The sequence below is a fragment of the Marinovum sp. genome, assembly GCF_048263515.1.
GTDB lineage: Bacteria > Pseudomonadota > Alphaproteobacteria > Rhodobacterales > Rhodobacteraceae > Marinovum.
Map to the genome: position 1 here is coordinate 1 of NZ_JBLXEC010000004.1, position 13,188 is coordinate 13,188.

Sequence of the window (13,188 nt, forward strand, 5' to 3'; positions counted from 1 at the left end):
ATCCACATCAGTGTAAGGGGGTCATTTTTGGACGCCGATCACCCCGTTACGGGGTCAAAATTGCACGCCTGTTCACACCTTTGTATCTTCCGGGAGCCTCGACAACCGCATCCGCAAATGGATCATCGAAGCAGGTCTTTTCGAACTGGGAAAAGACTCTGACGGCAACCCGGTAAAGAAGGCGACGCGCTCGCAGCACGGTATTCGAAAGGCCCGCGCCGAAGAGATCGCCGAGCAGGGCGGTTCGGTCTACGAGGTCATGGCCTTGCTGTCGCACAGCGACGTCAAAACGGCGGCCATCTACACCAAGAAATTCGAGCGCGCACGTCTGGCCAAGCAGGCGGCTCAGCGGCGGGAGAGGGGGGAGTGATGCGTTGGTGTCCTAAGGTGCGGGAATCCTGGGATCCGTCCTTGCGGGAGGCCCGGAAAATTGCGGTCAGGCGGGCTCGCTCAACAAATCTGCCTGAACGACACGCCGCACGAAGGGTGCCATGCCTGAGGGTCCGGAGGCACGATCCTTTACGTGGATGCAGAGGTCAGGCCGGTGTGACGCGATCACGCCGATCAATTCGCCGCGCAGACGGTCGTCAAGACCTGCTCCCATCACCACCACTGCAATACCCGGCTCGCGTTCGAGCTGGGCGATAACCTCCTCGCGGTTATGCGCGCCCAGCCACTGAACCGGGAATTCCTCGAGTTCGCGAGCCACGGTTTCCACGACCGTCGGCAGTTTGCCGATCAACAATACAACTGGTGTCATCTCATTGCTCCCCAATACTGTTGGCCCAGCATGGTGTGGGCCGCGTGCGTCATCGAAATCCAGTATAACACATTCCGCTTGAAACCATGAGAACCGGGCGCCGAGCCGTTACTCGCCGCGTGCTGCCAAGAGGTCTGCTATCGGGGGGCCGTCGGCAAACTCGGTTTAGCATATTTGTCAGAGCGAAGTCGGTGTCCTCGAGCCGCGTGTCATGCTCTGCCGCAAAGAGTTGGCTTATCCTTCGCCCTGATCAGGGGCAGCAGACGCGCTGTGGTCCCCGGATGATACACTCATGATTTTCCAAGACAGTCTCGAAGCGCGTGCTCCAATGAACGTTGATCGTAGGGTTTGACCAGATTGATGATGCGGCGCCCCGGAGTGCTACTCTCCATCTGGTCACGCAGATCAGTGCCCGATGCGATGATAACCGCGACGTCTGGTTGGGTTTCCGAAACGTGCCGCACCAGATCCATGCCGTTGCCGTCAGGAAGGCCAAGGTCGGTGAGCATGACCTGCAAGTCCTCGGTCCCCAGCAGGGCCGAGGCTTCCTTTACCGTGCCGGCCTCGACAACATCGTGGCCCAAATCTGCCAGCATGTCTGCAGTCGCCATACGGATCAGGAGGTCGTCCTCCACAAGCAGCACACGTGCCCTCTTGCCGGACGGCTCATCCCCGCTGACCATACCGCCATTCAGGCTCTGCCCCTCCGGCACCGGCCTTGGGCGGCGGTCGAAAATTTCGGAAATCTTCTGGGCCAGGCGTTCACGTGAATAGGGCTTCGTCAGCAGGTCCACATCGTCGTCGAGCCGCCCGGAGTGGACGATCGCGTTCTGCGTATACCCCGACGTGAAGAGCACTCCGACACCGGGAATTCGCTCTTTGGCCTTCCGGGCAAGCTCCGTGCTCCGCAGTTTTCCGGGCATCACCACATCGGTGAACAACAGGTCGATCTTGGCGCCGCTGTTCACGATGACCAGCGCGCTGTCGGCGTTTTCCGCGGTCAGAACTGAATACCCGAGATCACGCAGCAGGTCGCCAGCGGTTTCTCGCACGGCATGGTCGTCCTCGACCAGCAGAACGACTTCGCCACGGCCTTTCGGCGTGTCTGTCGTTGCATGGGCCTGCGGAATGTCTTCTTCCTTGCGCGTCCGGGGCAGGTAGACCCGAACGGTGGTGCCATGCCCTTCCTCGCTGTAGATTTTGACATGGCCGCCTGACTGCTTGATGAAGCCATAGACCATGCTGAGACCAAGCCCGGTGCCCTCGCCAACCGCCTTCGTGGTGAAGAAGGGGTCGAAGACCTTTTCCATGATGTCGGGGGCGATCCCGCTGCCCGTATCGGTGATGGCGAGCATGACATATTGCCCCGGAACCACCTGCGGGTGCATTCTGGCATAGTCATCGTCAAGTGACGCGTTGCCGGCTTCGATGGTGAGCTTGCCGCGGTGCTCCATCGCATCGCGCGCGTTGATGGCGAGGTTGAGAATGACGTTTTCCAACTGCGTCGGGTCGACAAGGCAGTTCCACAGTCCCCCCGTGACGATCGTCTCGATTTCAATCGCTTCCCCGAGGGTCCGCCGCAGCATGTCGTCCATGCCCCGCAACAGCCGGCCCACGTTCATCGGCTTGGGCTCGAGCGGTTGCTGACGGCCGAAGGCGAGCAATTGCGCGGTCAGGTTCGCGCCACGCGTCACCCCGGTTACCGCGTTCTCCGCGTATTTTCTCTTTGGATCGCCGTCCGGCAGGTCTTTCAGCAGGAGTTGCAGATTGCTGCCGATGACCTGGAGCAGGTTGTTGAAATCATGCGCAACGCCGCCGGTCAGTTGGCCGACGGCCTCCATCTTCTGGGCTTGCACCAGCTGCGATTCCAGACGGTCACGTTCGGCCATGGCCTCTTCGACCCGGACCTTCAGCGCGTTGTTGAATTCAGCCTCGGCATTGCGGGCCTTCAACTCTTCGGTGATGTCGCGCACTTCGATGACCGTGCCCACGGTCTTGCCGTTTTCGTCCTTCATCGGAGAGGCGGTGAAGCCCACCGGATAGAAGCTGCCATCCTTGTGAACGAAGACCTCTTCCCCCTGGACCTGGTGATCCTCGGGAAAGGCCCGGTCGATCTCGCAGTCCTCGATGGGGAAATGCCGTCCGTCCGGGTGGGTGTGGTGGATCACGTCATGAAGAGGCCGGCCCTGGGTTTCCTCGAATTTGTAGCCAGTGAGCAGTTCCGCGGCGCGGTTCATGAAGACGCAGTGCTGGCGATCATCCATCATGAAAATCGCCATGGTGGTGTTGCTCAGGATGGCGTCCAGTCGGGTTGAGGCCTTCTTCAGGGCTGCGGCGGTCTCTTTCTGGTTCGTGATGTCCTGAATTGCCGCATAGAACACTCTTTCGCCGTCCGTGGACAACAGCTGCAAGTGGACCCAGACATTGTAGCGTGAGGCGTCTTTTCTCTGGTGGAATGTCTCGAATTCCACCGCAGAGCGGTCTCCCTTGAGGAGAGGGTCCACCAATTGCAGGAATTCCTCTCGCGTTATGGAGGGCATGAGGTCCCATGGGGTTATTTCCCGGAGCTCGTCCATGGTGTAGCCAAGGTTCTCACGCGCGCCTCGGTTGACCAAGGAGAACCGGCAATCGTCTACCGAGAAGACATAGACTTCGCTGACAGCATCTTCGACGATCCGCCCGAGGCGGTCACTGGTCATGTTCAACTCGTTTCGCACCTTGTCCTCGCGAATAACCTTGAGTGGCTTGCACGCGCCGTCTTGCTCACTCCCCGGAATTTGACAAACTTAGCGCTCGAAATGAAGGCGCCAAGGCCAAATGCAGGGTTTGGACCACCTTGCGCAGAGCTTCCAAGGTAACGAAATCGCACGGCCTGCTGCGCCTGTGGCTGGTGTACGGCGTATCCGTCCAGGCAGGCGGCTCAGCGGCGGGAATGATGCGCCGGTGTCCCACGCAACGAAAACCGTGGGACACTTCCCGGCGGGAAGTCCAACAATAATAGGATAATTGGAGAAAAGTGGCAGCCCGTAGGGGAATCGAACCCCTCTTTCCAGGTTGAAAACCTGGCGTCCTAACCGATAGACGAACGGGCCACTCTGTTGTCGCTGCGGGGCTGTCCGTGTGGCCAACCCTGCGGCGTGAGGCGGGTTCTAAGTAATGCGGCGGATATGCGCAAGCAGAAAAATGAAAAAAATTCGTCCGCGGCCGAGATTTTTTTCGAAGGCCGTTTCGGTGCGTAAGGCATTGATATTATTGGGATGACTCCCGCGTCGCAGAGCGGGTTTTATCCACAAGTTGCAGGGGCTAGCGCCCGGTGCTGGGGGACCCGGCACCGGAGGGGCGGAATCAATCGTGGGCGTGGGCTGCGTCGTCGAGGCGAAGCTGCACTTTCTGACGGCCGCCCCAGGTGTTGATGTCGAGCTTGCCGGCGAGGTGGAAGCGCGCGCCGCCGTGGTCCATCAGGGCGTTGCCCAAGGGTCCGTCGAAGGCGCCAAAGACGATGGCGTCGAGCGGCGGGGTGATGCCGTCGGAAAAGCTCAGGCGCAGGTGGCTCTCGCCGGCGCGCTTGGCGAAACGGATCGCCATGTCGGGAAAGGCAAAGCGCGGGGCAGGGGCCGAGGCGCCGTAGGGGCCGGCTTCTTCGAGGCGGGTCACCAGGTCCGGCGTGGCGGCGCCGGGCATCAGGGCGCCGTCGCAGCGCAGGTCGGCGGGGCCGGCATCGCCGGCGCCTTGGCGGGCGAGCAATTCCGACAGCCGCTCCATCGCCGGTTCCAGCTGCGCGCGGGTCAGGCTGAGGCCGGCCGCCATGCGGTGACCGCCGCCCTTGATCAGGTGGCCTTCGGCGGCCAGCTTGTGGATCGAGGCGCCGAGGTCGACCCCCGCCACCGAGCGGCCGGAGCCCTTGCCGTCATCGCCGTCGAAACCGATGACAATGGCCGGGCGGTTGGTCAGCTCCTTCAGGCGCGAGGCGACGATGCCCACCACGCCCGGATGCCAACCTTCGCCCGCCGCCCAGACCAGCGGCGCGTCGAGGCCGCGCTCTTCGGCCTGGGCCAGCGCCGCGGCGCGCACCGCCGCCTCGATCTCGCGCCGGTCGGCGTTGAGCTCTTCGAGACGGTCGGCCATGGCCTTGGCCTCGGCAGGGTTGTCGGTCGACAGCAGCCGCGCGCCGAGGTCGGCCTTGCCGATGCGGCCGCCAGCGTTGACGCGGGGGCCGAGCACGAAGCCCAAGTGATAGGCGGCGGGCGCTGAATCCAGCCGCGCGGCATCGCAGAGCGCCACCAGACCGGTGCGCTGACGGGCGGCCATGACCTTGAGGCCCTGGCGCACCAGCGCCCGGTTCACCCCGGTGAGCGGCGCCACGTCTGCCACCGTGGCCAGCGCTACCAGGTCGAGCAGCGCCATCAGGTCGGGCCCGCGCTCTCCGGCCTCGCGCAGCTGCCGCCCGGCTTCGACCAGGCAGAGAAAGACCACGGCAGCAGCGCATAGATGGCCCAGCGTGCCGTCCTCGTCCTGGCGGTTGGGGTTCACCACGGCGACGGCGTCGGGCAAGGTCTCGCCGCCCAGGTGATGGTCGAGCACCACCACATCGGCGCCCTTGGCGGCGGCGATGGGGCCGTGCGAGAGCGTCCCGCAATCGACGCAGAGGATCAGGTCATGGTCGCGGGCCAGCGCTGCCATGGCGGGCTCGTTCGGGCCATAGCCCTCGTCGATCCGGTCGGGGACATAGAGCGTCGCCTGCCGCCCGAAGTGCCGCAGCCAGGCGATCAGCAGCGCCGCCGAAGAGCCGCCGTCGACGTCGTAATCGGCAAAGATCGCAATGCGTTCGCGCTTGTTCAGCGCCTGCAGCAGGCGCGCGGCGGCCTTGTCCATGTCGCGCATCTGCCGCGGGTCGGGCAGCAGGTCGCGGAGCTTGGGGTCGAGAAAGGCCTGCGCCTCGGCCGGTTCGACACCGCGCCGCGCCAGCACCTGCGCCAGCGCGCGGGGCAGGGCGGTCGCCTGCTCCAGCAGGTCGGCCTGGCGTTCGACGGCCAGACCGGGGCCGACCCAGCGCCGACCCGTGAGCGAGTTTTCCACCCCGAGGAAGGCGCTCATCCGGCCTCACCGAGGATGTCGTCGGTGGCGCGCGCGGTGACGAATTCACCGTGCAACTGGCTGACGGCGGCCACATGGATCGCCTCGGGGTCGGGCGCGGTGAGGCCCGTCTGCCAGGAGGTATCGGCGCTTGTTGCAAAGGCGGCGCAGGCGTCATGCGCCAACGTCACCTCGAAGCCGAGGTTGGCCGCCATGCGGCAGGAGGTCGAGACGCACTGCGGCGTGGTCAGCCCGCAGATCACCAGGTGGCTTGCGCCTTGCGCCTTGAGCTGGGCCTCGAGATCGGTGCCGATGAAGGCGGAGTTGACCGATTTCTCGTGCCGTCCTTCGCCGTCCCGCGGGGCAAAGCCCGGCAGGAAGTCAGAGCCCGGAAGCTCTGGCCGCAGCGGGCTGCCCGGCGTGGTGCTGAGGTGGCGCACCATGTGCACCGGCCAGCCCATGGCGCGGGCGTGATCGGCCAGCCGCAAGGCCCGCGCCTCGGCGTCGGGGTTGTTGCGCGCCCCCCACGAGGCCGGCTCGAGAAAGCCGGCCTGGAAGTCGATCATCACGAGGGCGGTGCTGCCCATCACTCTTCCGGATGGCGGTAGATCATCCGCCGTACCGAGCCGGTTTTCGAGCGCATCAGCAGCGTCTCGGCGGTGGTCCAGCCCGGCGTGCGCTTGAGCCCCGGCAGCAGTGAACCCGAGGTCACGCCGGTGGCGGCAAAGATCACGTCGGCGGTCACCATGTCATCGCGGGTATAGACCCGGTCAAAGTTGGTGATCCCGGCCTTCGAAGCGCGGGCCTTCTCGTCGTCGTTGCGGAACAGCAGCTTGCCGAAGATCTGCCCGCCCATGCATTTCAGCGCCGCGGCGGCCAGAACGCCCTCAGGCGCGCCGCCGGATCCCATGTACATGTCGATGCCGGTCAGCTCGGGCTCGGCGCAATGCATCACGCCGGCGACGTCGCCATCGGTGATCAGCCGGATGGCGCAGCCTGTGGCGCGCAGCTCGGCGATCATCTCTTCGTGGCGCGGACGCTCCAGCACGCAGACGGTGATGTCGGTGGTGGAACAGCCCTTGGCCGCGGCCAGCGCGGAAACCCGCTCGGACGGGCTCATGGTCAGCGTCACCACGCCGGTCTTGAAGCCCGGGCCGATCGCCAGCTTGTCCATGTAGACATCCGGCGCATGCAGCATCGAGCCGCGCGGGCCCATGGCGATGACGGTCAGGGCGTTGGGCATGTCCTTGGCGGTCAGCGTCGTGCCTTCCAGCGGGTCGAGCGCGATGTCGACCTCGGGGCCGGTGCCGCTGCCCACTTCCTCGCCGATATAGAGCATCGGGGCTTCGTCGCGCTCGCCTTCGCCGATCACCACGGTGCCCTGGATGTCGAGCTGGTTGAGCTGGTCGCGCATGGCGTTGACGGCGGCCTGATCGGCGGCTTTCTCGTCGCCGCGGCCAATCAGCTTGGCGCTGGCAATGGCGGCCTGTTCGGCCACCCGGGCCAGGCCCAGAGACAGCATGCGGTCGTTGAAATCCTTGGGAGCCATCGGCGAAATCCTCTGTGTGAGATGCGTTGCCTCTGACTACCTTGTGCGCGGTCTGGCCTGCAAGTGGGTTGCGCTACCAGTCGCAAGCTCTTGCTGCGGGAGGGGCCGAGTGGGTCGGCGCTCCGCCAGCGGTGTCGCAGGCGGAGGTCATTGTCAGAGGCAGGGCGGTCCTCAGACCTCTTCGATGCGCAGCGCCACCGGTTGGCCCAGCACCACGTCGGTCTCGCCCATTGCCTCGAGCGCCTCGTTCAGCGCCCGGCGCTGGGTCTTGTGGGTCACGATCAGCACCGGCGCGGCCTCGTCGGTGTGGTCGTACTGCCGCATCCGGTCGATCGAGACGCCCGAATTGCCCAGAAGCGTCGCCACCTTGGCCAGCGCGCCGGGCTTGTCGCGCAGGCTCATGCGCAGGTAATAGGGCGCGGGTGCCGCGCTCTGCGCCGGCTGCGCCTGCGACAGGGTCTTGGCAGGCTGGCCGAAGGTCGAGACCCGCAGGCCGCGGGCAATGTCCATCACGTCGCCCATCACCGCGCTGGCGGTCGGGCCCTCACCGGCCCCGGGGCCGCGCAGCACTACCTGGTCGACCGCGTCGCCCTCGATCACCACCATGTTGGTGCCGCCCTCGAGCTGCCCCAGCGGCGACGCGGCAGGCACCAGGCAGGGCGACATCCGCTGTTCCAGCCCGCGACCGGTCATCTGCGCCACGCCCAGCAGCTTGATACGATAGCCCATGTCGGCGGCGGCGCGAATGTCCTCGATCAGGATGCGTCCGATGCCTTCCAGCTCGACCCCGGCGAAATTCACCTGCGTGCCAAAGGCGATGGCCGCCAGCAGCGCCAGCTTGTGGCCGGCGTCGATGCCGCCGACGTCGAGCTCTGGATCGGCCTCGAGATAGCCCAGCTGGTTGGCCTCTTCGAAGACCGTGTCATAGGGCAGGCCGGCGCTTTCCATCCGGGTCAGGATGTAGTTGCAGGTGCCGTTCATCACGCCCAGCACCCGGGTCATCTCGTTGCCCGCGAGCCCCTCGGTCAGCGCCTTGATCACCGGGATGCCGCCGGCCACGGCGGCCTCGAAGCGCAGCACCGCGCCATTGTCCTCGGCCAGCTGCGCCAGCTCCTGGCCATGCAGCGCCAGCATCGCCTTGTTGGCGGTGACCACGTCCTTGCCGGCCTTCAGCGCCGCCTCGGTGGCGGCCTTGGCCGGCCCGTCGGACCCGCCCATCAGCTCGACAAAGACATCGACGTCGTCGCGCCGCGCCAGCGCCACCGGATCGTCTTCCCAGGCGTAGGACGAGAGGTTGACGCCGCGATCCTTGTCGCGCGTGCGGGCAGAGACGGCAGAAATTTCGACCGGACGCCCGGCGCGCACCGACAGAAGATGCGCCTTCTGGCGGATGATCTTGACCGTGCCGGTGCCGACCGTGCCAAGCCCGGCAATTCCAAGGCGTAGGGGTGGGGTCATCGCGGTATCCTCCAGCAAGATCGGGCGTTTCGCGCGATGTATCGCCAAGTGGGGCAGGGTGCAACGGCAAGCATGACGTGGCGGCTCATTCCGGCGCCGGAATCTCCGGCACGCCGCGGGCCATGCGGGCGTGGGTGGCCCGGTCGATCACCGGCCGGCGCAGCCTTGCGGCCCGCGCGCCAAGGCCCCTGACCCGGGACAGCACGCCGTCGCGCACCGCCAGCGAGGTGCGGCTCTCGGGCCGCAGCGCCAGCTCCTCGGCGCTCAACAGCCTCGGATAGGGGGCCGCCTCGACCGCGGGCCCCTCGCTGTCGGCCAGTTCCGGGAACTGGGTGCAGGCCGCAAGGCCAAGGCAGAAACATAACCGGATCAGGCGCATGAAAGCTCCGCAGGGGGTGTCTCTCCCTCATGCCGCAGTCTGCCCGCGAGGGCAAGGATTGGTGATTGATCTGAACGCTCGTTCAGTTCATGTTGGGCGCATGGCACGCACCCAAGGTTCGCATTCCGACATCACCGGCCCCAAGGTCCGCGCGGCCGCGCTGCGGCTCTTTGCGCGGCACGGCTTTGCCGCCGTCTCGATGCGGCAGATCGCCGGCGAAGTCGGCGTGCAGGCCGGCGCGCTCTACAATTACACCCCCGACAAGCAGAGCCTTCTGTTCTCGCTGCTCAAGGGCCACATGGACGAGCTGCTCGCCGCCTGGGCCGAAGAGCCCGCCACCGCCGATCCGGTCGAGCGCCTGGCCCAGTTCACCCGCTTCCACATCCGCTTCAACATCGAACGCCCCGAGGCGATCTTCATCTCCTACATGGAACTGCGCAACTTAGAGCCCGAGAACTTCGCGGTGATCGAGAAGCTGCGCCGCGCCTACGAGGACGAGCTCGAGGCCATCCTGCGCGCCGGCCTCGCCGCCGGGCGGTTCGAGATGCCCGACACCAAGATCGCCACCATGGCGGTGATCGGCATGCTCACCGGGGTCAACACCTGGTACCGCGCCGGCGGCCGGCTCTCGCTGGAAGAGGTGCAACAGGTTTACTGGGACATGGTGCGCCGCGCCGTGGGCGCCTGAGCTGCCCCTGATCTATCCTCTTGCTCCAAATACCCTCGGGGGAGTCGCCAAAGGCGATGGGGGCAGCGCCCCCGAACCCCGCTCGACACCCACACCCCCGCGTCCCGGCCCCCGCGCCGGGACCTCAGGTTCCCCGCCGCTTCGCCCGCAAGGTCGGGTCGGCCTCGCGCGGGTCCTCGGGCCAGGGATGGCGCGGATAGCGCCCGCGCATGTCGCGGCGCACGTCGGCATAGGAGGTCTCCCAGAAGCCGGGGATGTCCATCGTGGTCTGCACCGGTCGCTGCGCCGGTGACAGCAGGGTGACGCGCAGCGGCTGGCCCGCCACCGTCGGATGGCTGGTCTGGCCGAACATCTCCTGCAGGCGCAGGGTGATCTCGGGATGCTCGCCGGAATAGTCGATCGGGATCTTGCGGCCCAGCGGCGTCACGAAAGACGCCGGCACCGCCCGGTCGAGCGCCTGGGTCTGCTCCCAGCTCAGCCGCGCCACAAGGGCGTCATGCGGGTCGAAGGCCTTCCATTGCTCGGCGGTACGGATGCCGGTGAGAAAGGGCAGCAGCCAGCTCTCGAGGTCCTCCATCAACGCCGGCTCCGACATGTCCGGCAGATCGATGCCGCCGGCACGCGCGACCGTCACCCGCGCCACCAGCCGCGCCGCGCCCTTGCTCAGCTTCAGCCCCAGTTCGCGCACCCCGTCGAGCATGGCGCGGGCCACCGCGTCTTCGGGGGCATCGCTCCAGATCCGGTCCTGCAGGGCGATCTGGCCCAGCTGCTCCTGCTGCCGCGTCACCACCCGGCGTTCGCGTTTTGACCAGTCGCAGAGATCGACCCAGGTAATCTGGTCGGCAAAGAGCGCACGGATCTCCCCCTCTGAAATCGCGATGGCCTGGCGGATGCGGGCCTCTCGCGGGTTGCCGTCGGTGTCGCTGACCACGATCAGCCGCTGGCCGGCCAGCGGGTCCGACGGCTCCATCACCGCGCCCTTGCCGCCGGACAGCACATAGCGCGGCGCGTCGCCCTTGCGGCGCAGCCCGATGCGGTCGGGATAGGCCAGCGCCACCATCTGCGCGGCGCTCATCGCGCCCGCAGGGCGGCTCTTCGCGGCGCGGGTCAGGCGTTTCGCCTCCTGGCCGATGCGGTCGAGCGCCGGGCGGTGCAGCTCGTAAGGCCGGCGCTGACGAAAGCCGCGCGGATCGCGCAGGGCCTCGAGCCGAAGCGAGAGGTCCACCGGCGCGCCGCGCAAGGGATCGCGGTCGGCCAACAGCGCGGCCAGTGGCGCCGCCTCGGGACCGGCCTCGGCCAGCATATGCGCCAGCCGGGGATGCAGCGGCAGGGCGGCGAGGCGGCGGCCATGTTCGGTGATCCGGTTGCCGGCATCGAGCGCGCCCAGCATCCGCAGAAGCGCCTGCGCTTCGGCCCAGCTGCCGGGATTGGGCGGGGTGAGGAAGGGCAGTTCCTCGACGCTGCCACCCCAGAGCGCCAGTTCGAGCGCCAGGCCGGCCAGGTCCGCGACCTCGATCTCGGCCGGGGCAAACGCCGGGAGAGCGCCTTCCTCGCCGCGGGTCCAGAGCCGGTAGCAGGTGCCCTCGGCCACGCGGCCGGCGCGGCCGGCGCGCTGGGTGGCCTCGGCCCGAGAGACCTTTTCGGTCACCAGCCGCGACATGCCCGAGCCGGGATCAAAGCGCGCGCGGCGCGCCCGGCCGGCGTCGACGACCACGCGGATGTCCTCGATGGTCAGCGAGGTCTCGGCGATCGAAGTGGCCAGCACCACCTTGCGGCCCTCGGTCTCGGGTCGGATCGCGGCGCGTTGCTGGGCAAAGGGCAGGGCGCCATAGAGCGGTTGCAGGTTGCAATTGCCGGGCAGACGCGCCTTCAGCAGGGTCTCGCAGCGGCGGATCTCGCCTTCGCCGGGCAGGAAGACCAGCACGCCTCCTTTGGTTTCACCCACCGCCTGAACCACCAGGTCGGCGCAGGCCTCGGCGATCCGCGACTTCGGGGGCAGGGGCTTTTCCAACCAGCGGGTCTCGACCGGGAAGGAGCGGCCCTCGGAGGTCACCACTGGCGCGCCACCCATCAGGTCGGCCACCGGCGCGGCCTCGAGCGTCGCCGACATCACGATCAGCCGCAGATCCTCGCGCAGGGCACCGGCGATCTCGAGGCAGAGCGCGAGGCCAAGATCGGCATTCAGCGAGCGTTCGTGGAATTCGTCGAAGATCACCGCGCCGACCCCGGCAAGCTCGGGGTCGGACTGGATCATCCGGGTCAGGATGCCCTCGGTCACCACCTCGATGCGGGTGGCGCGGCCGGTGCGGCTCTCGCCGCGGATGCGGTAGCCCACGGTCTCCCCGGCGGCCTCGCCCAGGGTCTCGGCCATGCGTTCGGCGGCGGCGCGCGCAGCCAGCCTACGCGGCTCGAGCATCAGGATGCGGCCCTCGATCAGCCCGGCCTCGAGCAGCGCCAGCGGCACGCGGGTGGTCTTGCCGGCGCCGGGCGGCGCCTGCAGCACGGCGCGGCCATGGGTGCGGACCGCCGCCAGCAGCTCTGGCAGCGCGTCGTCGATCGGAAGGGGCAGGCGGGTCGGCGTCATGCCGGCCTTATCGCCGAATGAGCAGCACCCGTCCACGCAGAGTTTCGGCGTCGATCCGGCTCACCTGCCACTGGCCGGCGGCGGTTGGCGTATAGGTCACCTCGAAGGGAAACTTGCGGCCCTCCTTCAGCGCCTTGCGGGAAAAACCGCCTTCGCGGATGTAGCTGCCCTGGCAGGTCACCTGGTTGGTCGCCCGGTCAGCCTTGCCGGTGGTCAGCCGGATACGCCGCTCGCCATCGAAATAGACCGTGTTCAGCGCACAAAGGTCCTCGCCCTCGCGGTCGCGCAGCAATTGCCAGAAGGCGGTCAGCGGATCGAGCGCATCGCCTTGGCTGCGCGGATCAAGCCAGTGATCCTCGGGGTCCTCGCTGCGTTCGAGCACCGGCAGACCGTCGCGATAGGCGATCACCTTGTCACTCTCGCGCCGCCCGGTATCCAGGCTCTCCTCGTAGCGGCTGGGCGTGTAGCTTTCGCCCGACACTCGCCCCTTTGCCTCGGCGCGGTAGCGAAAGCGCGAGATCGCGGCGATCAGGCCCGAGGATTTCACCTCGCCCGTGGCGGCATACTGCCCGCCCTCCTGCGTCATGCCGAAGAGCACCTCGCCGGCCTTGAGCCCGGAGTAATAGACCTCGAAGCGGCCGGTTTCCGTGGCCGGTTGCGCTGCTGTCGCGCTGACGGCGGTCATCCCCCCTGCGCC

General features: G+C 67.0%; 10 protein-coding genes and 1 tRNA gene. 1 reads left to right on the forward strand and 10 read right to left on the reverse strand.

The genetic code is table 11. From position 1 onward, the window contains the following. Positions 1 to 436 precede the first annotated feature (436 nt). The 8 genes from ACN0SE_RS05400 to ACN0SE_RS05435 form a co-directional block, all read right to left on the reverse strand. Entirely contained in the window at positions 437 to 760 is a 324-nt protein-coding gene (locus ACN0SE_RS05400; RefSeq protein ID WP_417523477.1) for a hypothetical protein, read from the reverse strand. Positions 761 to 1,050: 290 nt separating this feature from the next. After that, a complete protein-coding gene (locus ACN0SE_RS05405) occupies positions 1,051 to 3,459 on the reverse strand; it encodes a PAS domain S-box protein (RefSeq protein WP_417523478.1) in 2,409 nt (802 codons plus the stop codon). 318 nt (positions 3,460 to 3,777) lie between these two features. Then, positions 3,778 to 3,852: transfer RNA gene (locus tag ACN0SE_RS05410), tRNA-Glu, on the reverse strand. A 253-nt stretch (positions 3,853 to 4,105) separates the two neighbouring features. Further along, positions 4,106 to 5,854 carry a single-stranded-DNA-specific exonuclease RecJ gene (gene recJ / locus ACN0SE_RS05415; RefSeq protein WP_417523479.1) on the reverse strand — a complete coding sequence of 583 codons (1,749 nt, stop codon included), beginning with the start codon at positions 5,852 to 5,854 and terminating at the stop codon, positions 4,106 to 4,108. Then, complete coding sequence (locus ACN0SE_RS05420; RefSeq protein WP_417523480.1) at positions 5,851 to 6,420, reverse strand: cysteine hydrolase family protein; 570 nt, start codon at positions 6,418 to 6,420, stop codon at positions 5,851 to 5,853. Before ACN0SE_RS05420 ends, recJ begins: the two co-directional genes overlap by 4 nt. Next, positions 6,420 to 7,382, reverse strand: a complete 963-nt coding sequence (glpX, locus tag ACN0SE_RS05425; protein WP_417523481.1) for a class II fructose-bisphosphatase — start codon at positions 7,380 to 7,382, stop codon at positions 6,420 to 6,422. The genes ACN0SE_RS05420 and glpX overlap by 1 nt, the downstream gene beginning before the upstream one ends. Before the next feature lie 171 nt (positions 7,383 to 7,553). Continuing rightward, positions 7,554 to 8,840, reverse strand: coding sequence for a homoserine dehydrogenase (locus ACN0SE_RS05430; RefSeq protein ID WP_417523482.1), 1,287 nt, complete (start codon positions 8,838 to 8,840; stop codon positions 7,554 to 7,556). A gap of 85 nt (positions 8,841 to 8,925) precedes the next feature. Beyond that, on the reverse strand, positions 8,926 to 9,219 hold the full coding sequence (locus ACN0SE_RS05435; RefSeq protein ID WP_417523483.1) for a hypothetical protein: 294 nt from the start codon (positions 9,217 to 9,219) through the stop codon (positions 8,926 to 8,928). Between the two features lie 100 nt (positions 9,220 to 9,319). Between ACN0SE_RS05435 and ACN0SE_RS05440 the strand changes: the two genes are divergently transcribed. Beyond that, positions 9,320 to 9,907: a TetR/AcrR family transcriptional regulator gene (locus tag ACN0SE_RS05440; RefSeq protein WP_417523484.1), complete on the forward strand. Its 588-nt coding sequence runs from the start codon at positions 9,320 to 9,322 to the stop codon at positions 9,905 to 9,907. 124 nt (positions 9,908 to 10,031) lie between these two features. Here the strand turns inward: ACN0SE_RS05440 and hrpB are convergent, their stop codons facing one another. Both hrpB and ACN0SE_RS05450 read right to left on the reverse strand, forming a co-directional pair. After that, positions 10,032 to 12,491 (reverse strand): ATP-dependent helicase HrpB, encoded by a 2,460-nt coding sequence (gene hrpB, locus ACN0SE_RS05445; RefSeq protein WP_417523485.1) that lies wholly within the window; start codon positions 12,489 to 12,491, stop codon positions 10,032 to 10,034. A 7-nt stretch (positions 12,492 to 12,498) separates the two neighbouring features. Continuing rightward, entirely contained in the window at positions 12,499 to 13,176 is a 678-nt protein-coding gene (locus tag ACN0SE_RS05450; protein WP_417523486.1) for a DUF3108 domain-containing protein, read from the reverse strand. Positions 13,177 to 13,188: the final 12 nt, after the last annotated feature.